General features: G+C 42.0%; 17 protein-coding genes. 4 read left to right on the top strand and 13 right to left on the bottom strand.

What is annotated here, in order from left to right:
• Window positions 1-82 precede the first annotated feature (82 nt).
• A complete protein-coding gene (locus AC6CH7_RS26340) occupies window positions 83-958 on the bottom strand; it encodes an alpha/beta fold hydrolase (protein ID WP_498265543.1) in 876 nt (291 codons plus the stop codon).
• A gap of 53 nt (window positions 959-1011) precedes the next feature.
• Window positions 1012-1806, bottom strand: a complete 795-nt coding sequence (locus tag AC6CH7_RS26335; RefSeq protein WP_498265542.1) for an alpha/beta fold hydrolase — start codon at window positions 1804-1806, stop codon at window positions 1012-1014.
• Between the two features lie 212 nt (window positions 1807-2018).
• Between AC6CH7_RS26335 and AC6CH7_RS26330 the strand changes: the two genes are divergently transcribed.
• Window positions 2019-2615, top strand: a complete 597-nt coding sequence (locus AC6CH7_RS26330) for a Crp/Fnr family transcriptional regulator (protein WP_498265541.1) — start codon at window positions 2019-2021, stop codon at window positions 2613-2615.
• 151 nt (window positions 2616-2766) lie between these two features.
• Window positions 2767-3603, top strand: a complete 837-nt coding sequence (locus AC6CH7_RS26325; RefSeq protein ID WP_498265540.1) for an alpha/beta fold hydrolase — start codon at window positions 2767-2769, stop codon at window positions 3601-3603.
• Between the two features lie 279 nt (window positions 3604-3882).
• Here the strand turns inward: AC6CH7_RS26325 and AC6CH7_RS26320 are convergent, their stop codons facing one another.
• On the bottom strand, window positions 3883-4689 hold the full coding sequence (locus AC6CH7_RS26320) for an alpha/beta hydrolase (RefSeq protein ID WP_498265539.1): 807 nt from the start codon (window positions 4687-4689) through the stop codon (window positions 3883-3885).
• A gap of 85 nt (window positions 4690-4774) precedes the next feature.
• On the opposite strand from AC6CH7_RS26320, the gene AC6CH7_RS26315 reads away from it, so the two are divergent.
• Window positions 4775-5122, top strand: coding sequence for a winged helix-turn-helix transcriptional regulator (locus AC6CH7_RS26315; RefSeq protein WP_498265538.1), 348 nt, complete (start codon window positions 4775-4777; stop codon window positions 5120-5122).
• Window positions 5123-5830: 708 nt separating this feature from the next.
• Here AC6CH7_RS26315 and AC6CH7_RS26310 read toward each other — a convergent pair.
• From AC6CH7_RS26310 to AC6CH7_RS26300, 3 genes are read right to left on the bottom strand one after another with little or no spacing between them, the layout of a single operon-like run.
• Window positions 5831-6745, bottom strand: a complete 915-nt coding sequence (locus AC6CH7_RS26310) for a helix-turn-helix domain-containing protein (protein WP_498265537.1) — start codon at window positions 6743-6745, stop codon at window positions 5831-5833.
• 34 nt (window positions 6746-6779) lie between these two features.
• Entirely contained in the window at window positions 6780-7526 is a 747-nt protein-coding gene (locus AC6CH7_RS26305) for an SDR family oxidoreductase (protein ID WP_498265536.1), read from the bottom strand.
• A gap of 12 nt (window positions 7527-7538) precedes the next feature.
• The gene (locus AC6CH7_RS26300) at window positions 7539-8018 is read right to left on the bottom strand and encodes an SDR family NAD(P)-dependent oxidoreductase (protein WP_498265535.1); all 480 of its coding nucleotides are present in this window, start codon (window positions 8016-8018) and stop codon (window positions 7539-7541) included.
• 554 nt (window positions 8019-8572) lie between these two features.
• Here AC6CH7_RS26300 and AC6CH7_RS26295 point away from each other — a divergent pair.
• On the top strand, window positions 8573-8965 hold the full coding sequence (locus tag AC6CH7_RS26295; RefSeq protein ID WP_498265534.1) for a barstar family protein: 393 nt from the start codon (window positions 8573-8575) through the stop codon (window positions 8963-8965).
• Between the two features lie 387 nt (window positions 8966-9352).
• On the opposite strand, the gene AC6CH7_RS26290 is transcribed toward AC6CH7_RS26295, so the two are convergent.
• The 7 genes from AC6CH7_RS26290 to AC6CH7_RS26260 form a co-directional block, all read right to left on the bottom strand.
• Window positions 9353-9991 carry a hypothetical protein gene (locus AC6CH7_RS26290; RefSeq protein WP_498265533.1) on the bottom strand — a complete coding sequence of 213 codons (639 nt, stop codon included), beginning with the start codon at window positions 9989-9991 and terminating at the stop codon, window positions 9353-9355.
• A 64-nt stretch (window positions 9992-10055) separates the two neighbouring features.
• Window positions 10056-11918 (bottom strand): leucine-rich repeat domain-containing protein, encoded by a 1863-nt coding sequence (locus AC6CH7_RS26285; protein ID WP_498265532.1) that lies wholly within the window; start codon window positions 11916-11918, stop codon window positions 10056-10058.
• A 45-nt stretch (window positions 11919-11963) separates the two neighbouring features.
• A complete protein-coding gene (locus tag AC6CH7_RS26280) occupies window positions 11964-12893 on the bottom strand; it encodes a hypothetical protein (RefSeq protein ID WP_498265531.1) in 930 nt (309 codons plus the stop codon).
• Window positions 12890-14431 carry a hypothetical protein gene (locus AC6CH7_RS26275; protein WP_498265530.1) on the bottom strand — a complete coding sequence of 514 codons (1542 nt, stop codon included), beginning with the start codon at window positions 14429-14431 and terminating at the stop codon, window positions 12890-12892. Before AC6CH7_RS26275 ends, AC6CH7_RS26280 begins: the two co-directional genes overlap by 4 nt.
• Window positions 14432-14460: 29 nt before the next feature.
• Window positions 14461-17811, bottom strand: a complete 3351-nt coding sequence (locus tag AC6CH7_RS26270; RefSeq protein WP_498265529.1) for a TonB-dependent receptor — start codon at window positions 17809-17811, stop codon at window positions 14461-14463.
• Window positions 17812-17948: 137 nt separating this feature from the next.
• The gene (locus AC6CH7_RS26265) at window positions 17949-18929 is read right to left on the bottom strand and encodes a FecR family protein (RefSeq protein ID WP_498265528.1); all 981 of its coding nucleotides are present in this window, start codon (window positions 18927-18929) and stop codon (window positions 17949-17951) included.
• Window positions 18930-19104: 175 nt separating this feature from the next.
• Window positions 19105-19701 (bottom strand): sigma-70 family RNA polymerase sigma factor, encoded by a 597-nt coding sequence (locus AC6CH7_RS26260; RefSeq protein ID WP_498265527.1) that lies wholly within the window; start codon window positions 19699-19701, stop codon window positions 19105-19107.
• Window positions 19702-20381: the final 680 nt, after the last annotated feature.

The raw sequence follows: 20381 nt of genomic DNA, 5'->3' as shown, positions 1-20381 counted from the left end.
TCAAGGATTTAAACAATCAAAAGAAATCTATGTGGCAAATGCATATAGATTTCTTTTAGATCTTTGTTGGACTATAATTGAATTACTTCTTTTGTTCAGCGGCCAAAAAAGCATTGGTTGCTTTCACAAAGTCCTGACTATACTGAAAGAGTGCACCATGGCCTGAATCACTCCATAGAATGAGTTTTGAATTGATCAGGTATTGTGATAAGGTGAACGAATTGATAGAGGGCACGATTAAATCGTTTGTGCCGTTTACAATCAGAACAGGTTGTTTTATATTACGCAATTGCTGGTACTCCGGATCTCTCTCATGTCCGTAGGTAATGATGGCTGTTGCCTGCGCATTTACAGTTGCTCCAGATGTTGGAGTATCGCGGTTCTCTTTCCTTAATTGCAACCTTTCTAGAAACTGCTCCCCAGCCTCAATACCGTTATCTGTTTTGGTGAAAAATATATTTCTCAGCACCTTGGCCGGGCCATCCGACATGCCTGCGGTGACCACGTTTACAATTTCGTTTATCCCTTCACTGCCCTTAGGCCCAGTGCCCGCCAAAATTACTTTATCTACCAGTTCAGGATATCTTTCTGCCAGGTTTTGGGCAATAAAACCGCCCAGTGAGAAGCCAAGCAGATGTATTTTTCCCATACCCACTGCATTGATAAAATCATAGGCATCATTTGCCATTTCTGCTACTGTAGCAGGAGTTTCGCCTTCGCTGCTACCAACACCTTTGTTATCAAATAAGATGAGCGGATGTGTTTTTGCCAATTCATTGGTAAGGGCAGGATCCCAGTTATCTAAAGTACCGGTAAAGTGTTGCAAAAATACAATTGGTATGCCTTCTGGCTGTCCAAATGAGCGGTAAGCGAATTTGATACCTTTAACATCGATAAAGGCAGTAGGAACGGTTTCATGAGTAAGCATGGTGTTACTTTTATTTAAATTTTGTGACATTTTTTTTTCGTGTTGTGATATAAAGAATTTATAGTTGGATATTAAGGGGGCTATTATCGGCTTTCGGCAATTAAGATATCGGCCAATTTATCCGGCGTGGAAATGAATGGGGTATGGCTGCTTTGAAGGGTGTATACCTTTGCCACTTTGCCCATCTTTACCATGTATTGCTGCGCGGGATAGCTGATCGCGTTATCGTTAGCAGTATGGATATATACCTTTCTGATGCTTCCGAAATTTTTATCGGTCAAGTGTACCGGTGTGGCAAGTGGGGCTAACGGTTCGGCTTTAATATGGGCAGCGAGGTACTGCTGAACCTGCGCAGGCGCATCTGCGGCAAAAATATCTGCTACGGCATCTTTTGCGATTATTGCTGCACCGTGCTCCTGGTCAATGGTTAGGGATTTACCGATATGGGAAGCAGGATCTTGTTTTGCCAGGGATAAAAGGCTATCGCCATTATGTGGCAAGGCTGCTGCAAGAAAGATTAGTCCTTTAACCTGGGCTGGAATCTCTTCCGCTACCTGGCTGATCACAAGGCCAGCGAAACTGTGTCCTACCAAAATCACATTGGTACGGGTTCCGACGGCTGCCTTTACCTGGTCAACATAGGTTTTGAAAGTAATGCCTGCAAATGAGCTGCTGTCTTTCCCGTGACCTGCAAGGTTAACATTGATCACTTCTTCATCCCCGGCTTTTAGCAGAGGGATTACTGCGTCCCAGGAAGATGCATCCGACCATGCACCGTGCACAAGCACTATGGTTTTAGAATTTTGGTTGTTTGCTTTTTGGGCCTGAGCAGTAAAACCTAGTACACTCATTACCATCATTAATATTGTTGTTTTCATCTTGTTTAAAGCCTAATTGTTTAGGACAATACAAACATCGGGAGATGTCGCAGCAATAAGTTTAACCTAGGTTAATATCGAAAAATGAACTAAAATTTTGAAAAGGCATTTAGTTGCTTTAATGTTTGCGTCTGTTAATCAACAATAATGTTACCCCCATCACTATACCGTATGTTAGTATTCTATGCATTTAAAATCTATAATTTTAGGGCATGTCAGAGCATACAACAGAAATAGATTTATTACGCACGGTTTTGGGATCTGCCGGTATGAAGCCGGAAGCATTTGAATTGTCCCTGCCCCACTGGAAAGTGAAACAATATAAAAAGGGGGAGTTTTATAACGAATATAAAAATGTCTGCAAGCACCTGGGTTTTGTGATCAATGGCGTGTTCAGGATCTACCGGGTAAATAGTGAGACCGGTGAGGAAAAGAACATGCTGTTTTTTACCGATCGCCAGTTTGTGGCATCCTATAAAAGTTTTATGAGCCAGACCGCCTGCGAATATTATACCGAGGCCATGGTAGATTCGCTTATCCTGTATATCCATATCGATCACCTCAATGAGCTTTATGGGCAATCGCACCAGTGGGAACGCTTTGGAAGGATCGTCGCCGAAACGGCTTTTCATGAGGTGATGACCAATACAGAAGGGTTTTTATTTAAGACCCCAGAGGACCGTTACCGGGAAATGATGGAAAAACACCCAAATATTTTCAATTCGGTACCCGGTTACCATATTGCATCTTATTTGGGGATCCAGGGGCCTTCACTAAGCCGCATCCGTAAAAGGATGGTTGGCAAGTAGGCTCATTAACTTACCTCGCTCCCAGGTTTCAGGCTTGCAAAAATCCTTTAAAAAAATTTTTAGGGGATTTTCGATTTTAACCTGGGTTAAACTTATCCAAATGTTATATCTGGATGTTTGTGATGTCCTAAACAATTAGGCGTCTCAGATCATGAAAAAAATTATATTAACCTTACTTTCTGTAGCTACTGCTACTATTATGTTTTCATCTTGCTCAAAAAATACCGATGACATGAAACCCGTTCCTGCTCCAAAAAATTATGTACTGGTACACGGCGCATGGCAGGCCCCTTATGTGTGGGACGCTGTAAAAACAAGCTTGATCAATGAAGGCAACAATGTGACCGTTGTAGAACTTCCGGGCCACGGCAGCGACAACTCTGTTCCTTCAACAATTACTTTAAATCTTTACAGGGACAAAGTGGCTGATGCTTTATCAAAAGTAAACGGCAAAGTTATCCTGGTAGGCCATAGCCTGGGTGGTATGATCATTTCGGCCGTTGCCGAGCAAAATCCTTCGAAGATCGAAAAGCTTGTTTATCTTGCTGCTTACTTACCAACCTCCGGACAATCACTGTTTGACCTGGCCGGTACCGACGCAGGATCAAGCCTTGGTGGTTCAGTTAACGGACAAAAAATACTTACGCAAAACGATGCTAACGGAACCCTCGAGGTAGCACAAGATCAAATTGTAAACATCTTTATCCAGGATGGTTCCCCTCAGGTTCAAAACCTTGTTTTAAAAAATTATCGTCCCGAACCAGCCATTCCATTTATTACACCGGTGACACTGACTGCTGCCAATTTTGGTTCTGTCGAAAAAGTTTATATCAAAACCTTACAGGATCACGTGGTTTCACCAGATCTGCAAGACAAAATGATCGCATCCGGCAACGTAAAAAAAGTATATCAATTAAACACCAGCCACTCTGCATTCTTAGCAAAACCAGATTCTGTGGCGATATTGTTAACGAAAATAGGAAAATAATAACGCCGGAATTTGATAATATATTCATCAATGAAACCGTCTCATAAGTTAATTATGGGGCGTTTTTTTTTAATTAACGCTCACTAAAGATACCTTAGTAGAGGCTTCAGGAATTCTCTACTAAGGTAATATTACGTTCCAGGCAATGTAAATCCGCATTTAAATAACACTAGACGCTTTAAATCTGCTACCTGTTCAGTTTATAAATTTTCGTCAAACTTCCAACCACTAACAACACCGCAGAAAGCAAACTGAATTCAGTAGGTATTTCCTCTATTATTATTTAAATGATGATAACAGCGTTGCAAGTTCAGTGGGCATAGTAATCATGGCGTCATGACCAGTTTTAAGTTCATAGTACTTCCAGGCTTTGCTCTTTCTCGTTTTTTCCGCAAACTGCTCAAGTACAGGTAATTCCGGGTTCGTACAGGCGATATAAATCAGGGGTAAGTAATTACCATAGGGATGCTTTAAACTTACAGTTTGGGTAAATGTCTTATAAGGATGACTGCTTAAACGATCATTTGTCCATTTAACAGCACTGCTGTCCTTTACGCCAAACCAGGTACTTGAAGGCGCGGGTATACTCAGGCCTCTATCATAATCCATAGCTGTTTTCTTGAAGATGTCCTGACTTGCCATGGGGTTCACCGAAAATGCGCTCTGGCCGTTTTCAACCAGTAAGGCATCAAGGTATATCAGCTTTTCCAATCGTTCTGGAATTTGGTCTGCAACACCGGTAATTACTACCCCACCATAGCTGTGTCCAACAAGAATCACGTGATGAAGGTCTTCCTTTACAATCAGACTCACAATATCCTGAATGTGGGTATTTAAATCAATTGTACTATCCAATTTGTTCTTATTTTCTCCTAGTCCGCTCAATGTAGGTGTATAGACCAGATCACCTTCAGCACGAAGTTTTTCACTTACCCCCTGCCAGCACCAGCCACCATGCCAAGCGCCGTGTACCAGCACAAAAACCGGTTGCTTCGGTCTGTTTTGCGCATTTGAACTAATGGCATTAAACACCAATAGTATAACTGTGAAATAAAAGGAGATTGTTTTTATTATATTTATTTTCATATTAATTATTTTTGTACAAACATAGATAATGCAGAAAATAGCCACAATAACTCACCCTAAAGTGAGTTGACATAACACTATAATCATGGCAAGTAAATTAAAATTGGGTACCACAAACGCATGTAATATTGAGGTACTGTCTAATTCCTGTGAGGTAAATGAAATATTAAGGAATATCAGTCCAAGATGGAAGATGCAAATCTTACACAGTATAAAACATGGAACTCGTCAATTCAGTTTATTAAAAAAAGCTTTTCCATCTCTTTCGGATCAGATACTCGGTAAAAGACTGTCAGAATTAGTGATAGATAAGCTTGTAGATAAAGCAACAGTTGAAAATACAACACCTCAACAGACAAATTACACCGCTACAAAAAAAGGAGAAGAATTGTTAAAGATTATTGATGATCTGCATCAATGGGGAACGAACTAATAGTAAAAATTCCTTCTTATCGGAATGCTGATGCAGAGCACCCGATGACGTCTCTTGGATCACTCGCAAAACAAGATATTTTGATACGTACTATCGGAGATTAGGTTTCACCAACAAAAGTGGAGAAGAACCAATGGGGGTCAATGCAAAATTGGCGAAAGGGGATCGGCTTGGCGTGGTTTATCCAGCCCAGCAACTTCGTTGAATTTTGTGGGTTTCACCAAAGTTAACTAATTAGTTATGAGGTAACCACTCTAAAAAATTACCTAGTAGAGTAATCTTGGAATCCTCTACTATATAATATAGTCTTAAAAAAGATCTAAAACATCGATTACAGATCAGAAACAGGAATTTCTCTAGCTACTTTCCTTCTCGCCATTTCTTATTATCTTCAATATGCTTCCTATTCTTGTAAATTTCCCTTATTATTCTGAAAAGTTCCTGTAGATGTTGCAATGGGTAATCCGAATCCCCGCTGAGTAATTTAAAGCCCAACAATGTTGGGCTTTACTGTTTATAATTCTTTTGCACGCACTTTTCAGTGTTCTAATTCCGCCTATTTGTTGAATAATTCATACAGCTTTTGTTGCAATATCTGTGGGAATCAAAAAAACAGTTGGACGAGTTGCGTATTTTTAAAGGTATTTGGTTGTGTTTTTTATGGACACACCAAAGGTGGATTAGGGTATCCAGACCATTACTATTATGTCAATTAAATGTACTTCTAAATTCTAAAGGCGACAAATTCACTTTCTTCTTGAATAATTTATTGAATGATGCTGGATATTCAAACCCTAATTCATAAGCAATCTCACTGACAGAAAGATCAGTAGTTGATAACCTTTCCTTTGCCTTTTCAATCAGCCTATTATGAATGTGTTGCTGCGTACTTTGTCCAGTTATTATTTTCAGTAAACTGCTAAGGTAATTTGGCGTAACATTTAACTGATTCGCTACCTCCATTACACTAGGGATGCTTTTGTTAATCAACTCTTCTGAATTAAAATAATCATTCAACAGTTCCTCTAATTGGCTCAAAACTTTATGGTTGGTAATTTGACGGGTAATGAATTGTCGTTCATAAAAACGTTCAGTATAATTCAGCAACAATTCAATCTGAGCTACAATGATACTTTGAGTAAACTTATCAATGTTAGATTGATACTCTAGCTGAATATTTTTAAAAATATCAACCATCATATTTTCTTCTTTTTGCGAAAGAAAAAGAGCTTCGTTTACAGCATATCCAAAAAACTCATACTTTTTCATTTTTTTTGCCAATGGAGTGTTCCATAGAAAATCGGGATGAATCAACAACAACCATCCCGAAGGATCAGCTTCGGCATTTTGATCAATCTCTATATGGATAACTTGTTGAGGTGCCACCAAAGACAAAACCCCTTCTTCAAAATCATAAGATTGTTGACCATAATTAAATTTTTTACTCACATTACGTTTTAATCCTATAGAATAAAAATTTTGAACCCATTTGATGTAACTGTATTCATCAGGATAATGTACAAGACTATAGTCAATCAAACTGATCAATGGATGCTCAGGCTTAGGTAGATTACTAAACTTATGAAAGTCATTAATGGAATTAAATTGCTGATTGATTTTCATAACCGTAAATTTAAAAAAGTTTTATTCAAAATGTTTACCACTCTTGATCAGTTGGTAAAATAAATAATTCGGAAACATCAACATGATCTGGGGCTTCCAAAACATAAATCATACTATCTGCAATATCGTTTGGTGAAAGGAAAGTCATTTGATCACGCAAGTTTTCCATTCCTTCTTTATATACGGTATCCGTTATTTGATCATAAAGATTTGTTGCAACAGCTCCGGGTTGAATGCTTGTGACGCGAACATTATGTTTTTTTCCCACCTCCATTCGCATAATATCAGAAAATGCAGCTACAAAAAATTTTGTTCCACAATATACCGACAAACCTTTGAACAATTTACGCCCCGCAATAGACGATAAATTAATAATATGCCCAGACTTTTGCTGAATCAACTCAGGCAATACTGAAGCGGTAACATTTAAAACACCCTTGATATTTACATCTACCATTTTTTCCCACTCATCGATTTTAAAAGCATCGATATCGGACACCGGCATGATCCCCGCATTGTTAACCAAAATATCAATTGATCCGAACTGCTCTTTTAATTTAGCGACTCCTTCTGTAACGCTTTCTTTGTCAGTAACATCCATTTCAATTATACAGGCTTCTCCACCTTGCTTCTGTATTTCAGTCAAAACATGTTGCAATTTGTCTGTTCTTCTGGCAGCAAGGCCTAATTTTACTCCTTTCAGTGCAAGGGCTCTTGCAACACCTTCACCGATTCCACTTGATGCGCCCGTGATAAGGGCTACTTTTCCTGATAACTTCATATTTCTATTTGTTTAAATCGTTATTTTACTTTTATATCCAGTTGAGCAGGTTAATTCTTTAAATGCATCCAAAGCTTTTTGTAAGGATGCTATTTTTTGTTTTGCGAGGCTATAAGCATCTTCTCCCATAAAAAAATGTACTGGAGGTTTTTCTTCTCTACTTAATTGAATTATTACCTCTGCCGATTTTTCGGGATCGTTAGGCTGATTTCCGTTTATTTCATTTAAATGTGCTTGTTCAACCTGTCTAGCGTTTTCATATTCTCCAATTGGAGATTGAGGTGTCTTAATCGAGTCCCCAGAGAGAAAATCAGTTCTAAAATACCCAGGGTAAATAAGAGAATCAGAAAAATTTGGAATATTCTGTTTCAGAGTGTTAATTGTTCTGGATGTCGCAGCTACCCGATAGTTATTTGCTAATAATTTTTGTACCAGTGCTAATCCCAATCCTTTGGAAGCACCAGTGATGAACCATACCTTATTTGTATTCATATTCTTTGTATTTGATTATGAAGCAAAGTTGGTTAGAATGGAAATGATCTAGTTTTCCAAATCTAAGGTTGTGTTGTCCAAATCTAAAAGTCTTCTTTATACTATAGCCGAAGAGGATGAAAGATATAACCTTAAAACAAATAGCCTATAGGTTTCTTGACATCGTTTGACTTAATCCCCATGTAGGGATTATTTTATGTGCAGATAAGAATGATGCCTTGGTGAAATGCACCACCACCGGCTTGTCCAATGAAGTCTTTGTCCCCATATATTTAGTTCAGCTGCCTATCTGGACAAACCATTTTAATTGCCCCCCTTCTCCACCATTTTCAAAACAACATCTAATATCCTGATCATTAGTGCCAATGGGGGTCAATGCAAAATTAGCAAAGGAGGATCAGCTTGGCGTGGTTTATCCACTTCATAATTACTTCAGATTTTTTTAGAAACACAAAGCTGTTGATGATAAATTTGCTAAAGTCACAAGCGGTTCGCAACTTGTATGCGATTTTAATATACTGAATTATTAGAAGTATGGCAAAATGCTTTTACACATGAAAAAAACCATATGCCTTGAAGGGAAGTACATTCATGATATCTCTTCATTTTACGCAGAAATCAATCGTGTACTTATGCTAAACGAAGATTGGAAAATAGGGCACAGTCTTGATGCATTAAATGACTTAATGTATGGCGGGTTTGGGGAAATAAAGCAGAATGAATGTGTCCAGTTGGTTTGGAAGAATATAGAGCAGAGTAAAGCATCTTTAGGTTTAGAAGCAACGCAAACCTATTACCATGAAAAACTTAAAACCCCCTCTGTATTTAACGCCCGGTTGATAGAAGAAAAATTAGCCAGCTTGGAGAAAGGAGACGGCCCCACCTTTTATGAGATTGTAGTTGATATTATTTCGTCACACCCTAACATAGAGTTTACGGAAGCCTAACTTTCAAGCTTTCCACCTTTGGCTATCAAATTCATATAGCCATGAGAAATCCAAAAAAAAATAGCCGACCTGAAAGGTCGTAAATCGGGCGGCACATTGTTGCCGAAAATCAAGCGCATCCGCCAGGTGGACAAACCATTTTAATTGACCCCTCTCCACCATTTTCAAAACAACATTTAAGACCCTGATCATTAGTGCCACCAAAGTTAACTAATTAGTTATGATGTAACTACTCTAAAAAGTTATCTAGTAGGGTGATCTTGGAATCCTCTATTCAATAAGAATTCTATATTTATAGAAATGCAAAAACAGGTTGCAAATCAGTGATTTGCAACCTGTTTTTATCATTGGGTTAAAACCCCTCCCGCGGTATGGGATACCTCCCATTTATTTCCTGAAGACGAGTATACCTTGCTGACTGTCCTTATTGAAGATGATTGAATAGCTGTTATTCTCTGCTCTCTGTACTTCCAGTGATGTCAGGGCGATTTCTTCCGTTGTTTTGCCACTTTCCACGATGCGCAGTTTGGGCTCCGTTTTGTCACCCACATTGTAGCCACCGCTCCATAACAATACAAGCTGCTTCTTTTCAGAAAGATTAGTTATGGCCACACGGTCGGTAAGGCCGGTAGTGCTCCATCCGTTGGCTTTCTCCAGTTCGATGGTATTGTTCCATTTGAAGCGTGGAATACTGCCGTCTACGATGGCCGATTTTACGATCACTTTTATCGAAACTGTTTTGCCTTTCTGATCTTTCACCGTAACAGTCGTTTGGCCTTTGACCTTACCTGAAATGTTCAACCTCTGATCGATAGCTACTGCACCTGCAACTGCTTCCGCAGAAGAAGAAACGCTGTATCCACCATTACCGGTTTTGATCTGTACACTCACCTCTTCTCCAGCGAAAACCTCAACATCAGTTTTGCCCAGTGTCAGTTCCACTGGATCTATCTCTTTCTTTTTGCAGGCCGAAAAGACGGCTATAAAGCCCAGTACCATAACAATGGTTCTTAGACTAGTATTCATTGAAAATATTTTTTTCATGTTTATATCGTTTATTTTTTGCTTTTAATGCTGTGCTTTAAAATAACTATTGTCTGTTTATTTTAACCTTGATCACTTCCAATCCATCTGCTGTGGTTGCTTTGAGGCTCAGTTCACCGGTTTTTTCCGTTAAATCGGCCTTACCATCAGTGAAGGGCACTTCAGTATCATTAACATAGAACTTGCTGAATTTTGCCAGTGAATTTGCAGGCCCTGCCACGCGGGCGGTACTACCTTCAACAGTGATGGCAACTTCTTCCATCCAATTGTAGTTGACCACGAACAGCTTCACTGTTTTTTCCACAGCGCTAAAGTTGATATTATCACCTGCTTGTCTGGCAGTTACCATAGTCTCACCTTCTTTAAGGATAGTAAGCTTGTTACCATTTAATGTAGCTATAGTTGCGTCGGTTATGGTGTAAGTAACGGGCAGGCCGCTGCTTGCTGTGACGTTGAGCTCTACTACCCCGCCTACAGAAACGGTGATGTCATTGAAATTGGAAAGGGTTTGTCCGGCTGCATTTGAGCCGATTTCCTTGATATTGGCAAACGTATTCCACAAATCAAAATCCTTATATGCATTCACCTTTCCTGCAGGCACATACAGAATACAAGTTTCTTTATTGATGCCATTAAACACATTCTTCTGCGTAGAAAAGATGATTGGGTCTGGATTGTTTACAACCAGCGCTTTCAGGCCGCTCATGTTTAGGAAAGCATTTTCGCCGATGGCCGTTACCGTTGCCGGAAGCTCCAGATTTTCCACAGCAGATGCGCCAGAGAAAGCAGAGGTGCCGATAGACTGAACGCCGTTACCCAATTTCACGGAAGTAAGCGCCGGCGTACCTGAAAATGCAAAATTGCCGATGCTCGTCACACTGTTTGGCAGCACGATACTTTTAAGGCTGGCTGCATCACGGAAAGATGATGCCCCTACAAGAGTCACACCCTCGGGCACTACAAAACTTTCAATAGCAGTGCCGCTAAAAGCAAAATTGGTGATTTCTTTAATTCCAGATGGCAAGTTTTTTACTTCTTTCAACGCAATATTTGACCTGAACATCTGGTTGAATATACCGTCTCCTTCAACCAGGCTGAATACAGTGGTATTCTCCGGAAATTCAAAAGTCACAGGACTAGTTGTGTAATAGAAATTGGACCGGAAAGCTCCGCCACCGATCGCAAGGGGTTTACCATTGCGGGGTGAAGCGAACGTTACTTTATTGTTGTAAAGTGCCAATGCAAAGGCCTGTTCTCCGATGTATTCTACCGTTGAGGGGATGGTAATTTCAGTGGGATTGACATCAGTGTTCATTCCATAAAAAGCCTGTGCGCCAATATAGGTCAGGCCTTCGGGCAATGTCAATCCTTGCAGCCCTTTGAAATCACGAAATGCTGAGCCGTCAATTGTTTTGAGGGTGGAGGGTAATTGAAGACTGGTCACATTATTTTGCCCATTGAAGGCGCTGTTTTTTAGGGTCGTCACCCCTTCTGGTATAACTATGCTCAACAATCCCGCGTTTGCACCACCTGTGCCAAAAGCATTCTGGCCAATTGTGGTGATTACACCGCCAGCAGGAAAAGTTATACTTTTTAATCCCGTGAATTGATAAAAAGCATCAGCCGGTATTTCCTTGTTTTCGACTGCGGTAACGCCGCTCAGATCAACGCTGGCCAAAGTGGCCTTATTTATGCGGGCGGAGGGACCACCGCTTTTTATGTCTGTAAAATCCTGGGCATTCAACGTGCCGTTGATTTTCAGGCTGGTAATGGTACTCAAATTATCTTCGCCGCCTACCGCAGTGATCAGATCGGCCCTTAGTTTACCGGCAGTAGTAGTTACCTTTGTTTGTCCTTGTGCAAAAAGTGTCAGGCACAGGCTAAAGGTTAATAGCAATAGTTTTTTCATGATGGTCATACATTAAATTAATTTGTTTGTAATTTTTGTTATTCGTTAATAAAATACGCGTCTAACGGAACAGCGCAGGTCTGGTAACACCGTCACACTAACGGAAGCTTCATTGTTTTTCTTTACCCACCGCATAGTTTCCTGTTCAAACCCTCTGAGCAGCACCGTAAAGACAGCACCATTGCTGGCCGGAACCGAGACTGCCTGTAGGTCTTCACCACCTGGACGGCGGAAGCGGATCAGGATATCGTTGCGGGTGGTTTCAGTACCTGTCATGGTGAGCTCCACACTGGCATATTGCCCGAAGGCCAGCGGAGCACTCGTAGCGGTGATTATTTCGTTCCCGGCCGCATCCACACGATAGGCTTCTACAGGACCGGCATCGGGCGACAGGTTCACAAATTGCACCGTTACTTTTCCTTCTATCCGGTCTTTCCGTTCAATAGGTACGCTCACCAGCTCATAAGAAGAATCTGTATTCGGACTTTCCACCAGATACTGCACCTGGTAGGTTTGCCTGGCAAGCGTTCTGTTGGTGATACGTAGGTAGGTGCGGTCGCGAGAAGTAAAAATAAAGCGGTAATCACCAGCATGTACCGGTAGCCAATAAACATCCGCATGTGCGCTATTATCTACTACTCCCGGTACGCCTGTAAAGGATTGGGGATACTGGCGGATATCCAGTTTGGCTTCATAGTTGAACACCGCAGGATAACTCACCTTCCCGTTATACTTGTCGAAAGGTGCATTGTTAACAGAATCGGTGATGTATAACCGGTTGTCGCGATACAAAGTATCGTTTAAACCGTATAAAAACACTTCGCCCGCATTCACAAAATTGACGTAGGCGACATTTCCGTCTGCAGGCAGCGCATTGTCCAGGTTTTCTTCGCAGGCGGTGAACAAGACGGAGATCATACTCAGTAGGGTGCAGGCAAAAGGTAGTTTTATGACTGAATTCATTTTCTTTATCATGGTATATAAGCAGTTTTTACGATTACACTCCTATTATTGGCGGTCATGTACAACATCCCTTCCGCGTCGTAGCCAAGCAAGCTGTCTCCGTCTACCCCTTCTGTGAAGGTAAAGCCTTTAAAAAGCAGTTCTTTCGGGGCGTACCGTGTTGCCTTTTGGTTTTCAAAATCGATTTCGCAGAGGGTACCCCCGGTGATAATACCCCTGCTTTCAGTGGTAGGAAAGTAAAGGCCCAGCAGCTTGCCGTTCAATGGCAGGGGATCAACATTAGAGACTAGACCGCCGTTGAACCTTTTTAACGTGGCGGTAGCATAAGTCATCTCGCCGCTGGCCTGGTGGTTGCTGGTGTATTCGCCAGTCTGTATAAGGGTAACCAGATCTGTTAAGCGGAGCGTGGAGCTACCGGCCTGTTGTTTAGTGTAGAGCATCATTGCTTCTGTATCCAGGTAGCTCATCCCATAATTTATTTTCATGCCTGGATACACCTGGTGTATCCGCACTGAAGAATAGTACTCGCCTGAACCTGCGTCATTGATCAGTGGAATGAAATTGGCTTCGGTATTGGGTAAGGTGCTTCCACCTCCAAACTCTCTGAAGTTTAGCACGTAGGTATAAGTACCGTCTTTAGTTAACTTAGTCAGAAAATTACCCATCAGGTTGCAGTAGATATTACCTTCGGCATCAGGGTATATGGCGGTTATTTTAAAGATTCTCACTCCATTTACCGGTCCTTCAAAAGGCTGTGCGGCAGCCAGGGTACGACGGCTTCTCAATAGCGAATATTCCGTACGGTTAAGAGTGGTCAAATCGCCGCTCTGCAAATCGAGGCGGCAAAGCTTGTAGAGTTCCTGTGTCCTGTCCTGATCCGTTTCGTTCACTTTGGCAGAGAAATAAAAATACCGCTCGTCGGGGCTTACCGCACCAGCATTGAATTCAGCTAGCGTGAAAGCGCCCCGGACATCAGTCAGTTTGCTTTCCAGGGATATTTCTGTTAAACTGCCATCGGCAACAGCTATTTTGAACAGCACTTTTCTGTTGTTGTTCCAGGCATAAACGTTCCCCTTTCCACTGCGGCAATAGACAGGTATGGCTCCGCTGGGTATATCGGCGACTTTAATCAATTGCAGTTGTTTGTCCAGGATGGATACATTGGCATCCCCCACAATCTCGATGGCTGGGGCTGTAATTGTAAAACCAGCAGAGGTAATGTTTATAGGGCGGTCTTCACCTATTCCCATAGCTTCGGTAATGCGTATTTTGACCACGTCTAACACCAACCCATGCTGGTTGTTCGTTACAGCTTCGGTCGTTGTTTCCAGCGCATCTGCCATTATTCCGCCAACGGTAATTTTGAGGTTATTTTCGGGATTGAACCGTCCTTTGAGGATCAGCGTATCGCCTACCATGTATACGGAATTGTAATTGGCAGCAATCTCCGGCTGTGTATCGAGCACGCGGTAAAAATCGTCGGACTCTTTACAGGATGGTAGCAGCCATAACAACCCGGCTGCGATCAGGTATATGATTTTATTGTTCATTTGCTTTATCATTTTGATTGTTCAATTCATTAGAATGAATAAGAAAGCGAGAGGTTAAAATAGCGTCCCGGGCGATACGAGGAAGCAATATTGTCACCTTCTTCTTTCGTAAATTCTCCCTGCACCTCAGGCAATTGCCTGAGCGGTTCATATTTGTTGGTACGGTTAAAATCTTCGGCTATTTCTATTTTCTGGTCCAACAGGTTCTGTACAGTCAACTTCAATTGCAGGCCGTTACCGATACGCTGTGTGGCGGAAAAATCGATCAGGTGGCGTGGCAACTCGATAAGACTGCCGCGATTTTCAGAACCAATGACCAAAGGATTAGAACGCTCTGCTAAGCCAACAGCCGAGATGTTTTCTGCCACATAGCTGTAAATTCCGGCTATTTTTGTACCCCAACCTGCGTTGTCATAATACAGGCCGGCATTGAGCAGGTAAGGCGCCTGCCCCTGCAATGCGCGTTCGCCGATGATGACGGAGGTTGCATCCAGACCCACGTACTTCACTTTACTGCGAATAACGGATCCGTTGGCAACCACCGATAGGTTACGGAACAAATCAAGGGGGATGAAATCCAGTGTTTTGCGCAGCTCCACTTCCAGGCCTCTCAAAGTAGCAGAGCTGGCATTGCTATAGGAGATGGAAGGAAACATGCCGACCACCCGGTTAGAAACGTTGACGCGTTCGATAGGATCGGTTATTTCTTTATAAAATGCCCCTACACTAATCGCATCTCCTTTATCGGTATTGGGATAAAATTCAAGTCGGAGATCGTAGTTTTGCGCTTTGGCTGATATTAAATTCGGATTACCGGCCAGCTGAACATTATTTTCGAAATCCAGTTCCCGGAAAGGCGATACTTCACGGAACTCTGTACGGTTGACAGTCTTGCCATAGGCTGCCCGGAGGATCCATTGATTTGAGGGCTTAAACGATACGTTGACAGAGGGTAACCATTCACTATCGATATGATCAGTAAGGATGGGCTGACTAATCGGGGAACTCAGACTGCTTTCTGATGGAATGGCAGCACCTATTTTTTGGCGATTGTACTCGTAGCGTACCCCACCGTGTACTTCGATCCACGGATAAGGAGACAGGGTCAGTGCCAGATAGCCTGCATTGTTTTGCTCTGTACCTACGTACATGTCGCTGCCCATAGTACGGTCTACCATATAGAGGCCGGTATAGTCATCATTCAGGTAATTGCTGTTCCACAACTCAGACAATTGCCCCTCCCGGAAGCGGGTCAGGTTGGCATCCACATAGTGACCCTGGTCAATAGCACCCAGAGCAAAACTTGCGGGATTCACATTTCCTTCGTGCATGGTATAGATGCGACGGGAAAGCGTACGTTTTTTCCATTGCTGGAAGGATCCGACCTTTACCACCGTCCATGGCATAGGCTTATAAGTATAGTCTAATGCGCCGTTATAAACACCTTCATCATTACGCGACCACAGGCGGGAAACAATGCCCAGCGATAAAGGTACGGTGTTCAGGTCCTCGGAGGAAGAGGGATTGTACCCCCGCCCCCACCATTGTATATCGGCATCTCCCATGGCATATTCCGGCACAATTCCCCTAAGGCGTATGACCCGCTGGTCGGGTGTTTCCTGTTGACTGTACATATAACCGGCATTCCACTGCAGGTGGTGGGTGTTATCCTTATCGATCGTATGGTCTCCACCAAAATTGCCTGCATACAGGAAACGTTGGTTGTACGACAGCGTGATATCCTTGTTCATGTCCGCGTTTTGTGCATCCTGCCAGGTGGGCTTGCTGGTGCGCACCACGGTAGCATCGAGGCCCTGCTGTAAAAGGAAATTCTTAAAGTAGAGCTTATTATGCTCATTAAAGGAAAAGGTAAAGTTTTGTAAGAGGTTAAGTTGCGCGGTATTTGTATTCCTATCGTCGGTACCTGTCCTATCCGTTGATCCTACGCTACGCCAGCGCGATCCTTCCTGCCTGTACAGGTCATATTTCTGGTTCTCGTTTTTATAGCTAAAGGAAGTAAGGGAAGAAAGCGTTTTTTCGAACACGCGAAAAGCATTGTAGTAGTTAGCCGTGGCCTGCATATTGGGTAAGGCCGTTTTTTTGCCGTAATATAAGGTGGAGTTAAAAGCTTTGGCGTACTCCGAAGGCTTCAGGTCGGCCAGGAGCAGGCTCCCGTAACCGGGAAGCACTGAGGGGAGCTTCCGTGTGCCATCATCGAAGCCCAGAAAATCCGTCTTACCACCATTATAGGCAAGAAAGTCATTATTAAAGGACGAGCCCGGGCGCACACCGAGTTGGAACTCTACATCGAAATGTTTTACCGCTTTAGCATCCTTGGTGTAGATTTTTATCACCCCTCCGGTAGCATCGGCCTGGTTTTCGGGTGCTGGGGATTTGTAAATGATGATCTTGTCGATGATACGACTGGGAAGCAGGTCGAGCGCAAAGTTACGGTTGTTGACCTCGGTGCTTGGTGCCACGTTATCGTTTAGATAAGTTAAATTGTAGCGTGGGTTCAATCCCCGAACAACCACGAACTTATCGTCCACAACGCTCACTCCGGATACACGCTGCACTACCTGGGCGGCATTGCGATCGGCACTCTTACTGATCTGCTCGGAAGAAATGCCCGAAGCCACCACGTGAAGATTTTTGAGTTCAGTAAGGAGCTGCCGTTCGGAAGTGTGGGCTACTGGCCTGCGGATCTTGGCAACGGCACGAACCACCACCTCGTTTAATTCATTGGCCCCCTGCAGTTTTGCATCATAAGTAGCATCTTTTCCCGCCTGAACCGTTATACTTATTTTTTTGGTTGTGTAGCTGATATAAGATACCTGTAAGGTGTATTTACCAGCAGGAACATCCGTAAACGTATAGTAACCGTCGCGGTTCGACTGTGAACCTTTTTTTAGTTCCACTATGTAAACAGAGGCGCCAGGCAGGGGGTCTGAGGTTTCAAATTCAACGATGCGGCCTTTAATTGTGCCGGGGCCTTGACCGGCTGCTGCGTTTGGGGCATGTGGAGTTGCCGGCAAGCTTAAAATGATGTAGTTACCAGTATTTTTAAAACTGATCCCAAAAGTCGATTTTAGTAAATCAAGGATTTTCTTTACATTCTGTTGGGCTACCGCTACTTTAACTTCTCCGGCCAGTTTGGTACTAACCGTCTCATCAAAAGTAAACCGGACAGCAGGTATTTGTTCCTTAATGACGGCAACAATCTTTAAACCTGTGATTGTTCCGGCAGGCAAGCTGATCTTTTTGTCTAATACCTGTGCCGGCAGAGTTTGAGTGTATAATAGTAAAAATATAAGTAGGGCTTTAATTTGAATGTGTTTAAATAAGCCTTTCTTTCTTTTTTCAGATAGAAATTGTTTCATTTGCATTTAAAATTCGATGGGGCCTTAATCCCGGATTTTTAGTTAAAATATATTGACTGATTTAATCAGTTGATTTTTAGCCATCCTGTTGAAGCAGGATGGTTTTTTTATATACGTCAGTTCATTTTTCCTTTCCTTTAATTAATAGTAATCTGATTTCCTTTGACCGTATAGGATAACCCGGTTGTTAGCGACAGCATATCCAGTACGTTGTTGACCGGTAAATCTTTAAAACTGGTGGTGACCCTCTTATTCAGCAGATCAGGGTTTTTGATCGTGATTTTCACGTTATACCATCTTTCCATGTCGCGACAGATCGAAGCCAGGGGCACAAGATCATAGCTTAGTTCGCCATCCACCCATAACATAGCCTGGGCTGCATCTACTTCTTCGATTTTAAACTTATTTATTTGGATGTTGTAGGTGATGCGCTGATTTGGAACTAAACGGGCTACTTCTTTACCCGAATAGCTGACACCAACCTTTCCGGTACGCAGGGTTATGGTATTGGCCGCACCTGTCGCGTTCACTTCAAAGCTTGTCCCCAATACCTTTGTGGTTAACTGTCCTGATTTTACTAAGAAAGGCTTACTGATATTGTGCGCCACCTGAAAAAAAGCTCGGCCTTTGAGGACCAGGTTTCTGTCCTTGCCGTTAAAATTATCAGGTACCTCCAGTGTAGATCCGGGGAATAGTATAACAGTACTGCTGTCCTTCAACCGTATTTCCTGGCGTTTGCCCATCGCCGCCGTAAAATGCTCGAAACTGACATTATCCGTTCGGGCAGTTTTAAGGTAGACCATTGTCAGTGTACCTATTAAAAATAAGGTGATACTGGCCGCATAGCCATACCACCTGAAAGTTCTTTTGGCAGGGAGCTGTGTAACATTTCCTTTTCTGAACTGGAACCTTACCCATGCTGCCTTTTGCTGATCCACATTAAGAATCTTTGGTGGCTCCTCATTAAGATCATTCCAGGCTTCCTGTAAACAGGCTTCCGTGTAGTCGTGGTCTATATCCATCGACAAGTAAAGCGCAACCAATCTTTCTTCCTGCGGCAAACATTGTCTCCTGTAATACCTGATTAATGCTTCCCGTGAAGGGCGTTCTATCTTCATGTTTCTAAGGAGCTTTAACAATGCCTCCTATATACAGGAATGTAAAAAGTTAAAAGAGCAACTATACAAATCAGAAACTTAAACCTGATTTAATATTGCGTTAACTTAAAAAACGAGGTTTACAGCAAGAAATTAACGTTAAACTACTGACAATTAATAAATTAAAATTATTTTTCTAATTGACTAAAAAAGCGCTAGTTGTTGCGCCGGAAATCAGGATAAAAACGATGAGGTCAGGATAATCCTGCATTTCTTTACGGATGATTTTCAGGGAAGCGGAAATATGGTTATTGACTGTATTGACCGACAAGTCGGTCTTGTTCGCTATTTCCTGCTGGCTCATTTCACGGTCTCGGCTCAAAAGGAAAATCTCCCGCTGCTTCGGGGTCAGTTTGCCAAGCGCAATATGGTAATGGAGCTGTAAGTCTTTTAATGAAAATTCAGGATGATCAATTGTACCGAGGTTTTGTAAGGGGACATCCTCTATATCTTCAGTAATCAGTACCTTTTTTCTGGCCAGGCCAGAGACTTCCTGCCTCAATATGCCAAACAGATACTTCTTTAGGTGTTGAATACCGTCAATACGATGTTTGTGCTGCCAAATCTTTAATAGAGCATTCATCACCATTTCTTCGGCATCTTCCTGGTTATCGACAAGCCTTACGGAAGTCGCCAGCAAGCGAGGGTAATAATGATCAAAGACGAACTTAAAAGCCATCTCCTTACCATTTACCCAGTCCTCTATGTGCTGATCGATATTTCTTGTCTCCATTATGCAACATCAGTAACGGCACAAAAATACTGCGCCAGATGTTAATTTTCTGTTATGAAATTAGTCATTTTCACTTTTGCATCCTCGCATGCCGCAGTAAAAAGCGCCCGATAATCAGTTGGTATATGAATTCCAATAAAGCGCTAAAAAAAGTATTAAGATTAAAGAAAACAATTTCAGAGAGATTTTTTCCCACAGACTGGTGACTAATAATCCCTGATTAAGCATCGACTCCAGTCAAAAAAGTGCGTGATACGGCGCGTAGATTTCAGGAAAAAACACCTCATCGAATACATCATAACTAGTTCACGTATAGCTAGTTCATAAATTAAACATCTTTTGGTATAGACTACCAAACCTCTTCAACCAAAAGAGTCGCCAATCGCGAATACCTTCGACACCATATTAAAGCGAGATTTTAACCCGGGGTACAATTCCCCCACTCTCCGCCAAAAAGGTGTCATAGGACATACCAAAAAGGTTATTGATGTATTTTAAATCATAATTACCGATACTTACCTTTAAAGCTCCCCAATTTCACAAGCTTAAAAGTAAATATAATAAAAATCATAAAGTTGTAGTTCAACGGATTAAGTGTTATTGTATTCCCCATATTAATTTAATATAAAATATATGTGAATCTGAGTTTGTAGAATCAATTTGAGTTTGTACTTTTGCGC

The sequence above is a fragment of the Pedobacter sp. GQ55 genome, from assembly GCF_059758925.1.
This window is presented reverse-complemented; position numbering and strand designations above follow the sequence as displayed.

Coding starts and splice junctions, on each gene's coding strand:
- AC6CH7_RS26295 (WP_498265534.1), top strand. CDS start 8,573: ATGAAAAAAACCATATGCCTTGAAGGGAAGTACATTCATGATATCTCT.
- AC6CH7_RS26265 (WP_498265528.1), bottom strand. CDS start 18,929: ATGAAGATAGAACGCCCTTCACGGGAAGCATTAATCAGGTATTACAGG.
- AC6CH7_RS26285 (WP_498265532.1), bottom strand. CDS start 11,918: ATGAAAAAACTATTGCTATTAACCTTTAGCCTGTGCCTGACACTTTTT.
- AC6CH7_RS26310 (WP_498265537.1), bottom strand. CDS start 6,745: ATGAAAATCAATCAGCAATTTAATTCCATTAATGACTTTCATAAGTTT.
- AC6CH7_RS26335 (WP_498265542.1), bottom strand. CDS start 1,806: ATGAAAACAACAATATTAATGATGGTAATGAGTGTACTAGGTTTTACT.
- AC6CH7_RS26275 (WP_498265530.1), bottom strand. CDS start 14,431: ATGAACAATAAAATCATATACCTGATCGCAGCCGGGTTGTTATGGCTG.
- AC6CH7_RS26325 (WP_498265540.1), top strand. CDS start 2,767: ATGAAAAAAATTATATTAACCTTACTTTCTGTAGCTACTGCTACTATT.
- AC6CH7_RS26320 (WP_498265539.1), bottom strand. CDS start 4,689: ATGAAAATAAATATAATAAAAACAATCTCCTTTTATTTCACAGTTATA.
- AC6CH7_RS26260 (WP_498265527.1), bottom strand. CDS start 19,701: ATGGAGACAAGAAATATCGATCAGCACATAGAGGACTGGGTAAATGGT.
- AC6CH7_RS26330 (WP_498265541.1), top strand. CDS start 2,019: ATGTCAGAGCATACAACAGAAATAGATTTATTACGCACGGTTTTGGGA.
- AC6CH7_RS26300 (WP_498265535.1), bottom strand. CDS start 8,018: ATGAATACAAATAAGGTATGGTTCATCACTGGTGCTTCCAAAGGATTG.
- AC6CH7_RS26305 (WP_498265536.1), bottom strand. CDS start 7,526: ATGAAGTTATCAGGAAAAGTAGCCCTTATCACGGGCGCATCAAGTGGA.
- AC6CH7_RS26270 (WP_498265529.1), bottom strand. CDS start 17,811: ATGAAACAATTTCTATCTGAAAAAAGAAAGAAAGGCTTATTTAAACAC.
- AC6CH7_RS26280 (WP_498265531.1), bottom strand. CDS start 12,893: ATGATAAAGAAAATGAATTCAGTCATAAAACTACCTTTTGCCTGCACC.
- AC6CH7_RS26290 (WP_498265533.1), bottom strand. CDS start 9,991: ATGAATACTAGTCTAAGAACCATTGTTATGGTACTGGGCTTTATAGCC.
- AC6CH7_RS26315 (WP_498265538.1), top strand. CDS start 4,775: ATGGCAAGTAAATTAAAATTGGGTACCACAAACGCATGTAATATTGAG.
- AC6CH7_RS26340 (WP_498265543.1), bottom strand. CDS start 958: ATGTCACAAAATTTAAATAAAAGTAACACCATGCTTACTCATGAAACC.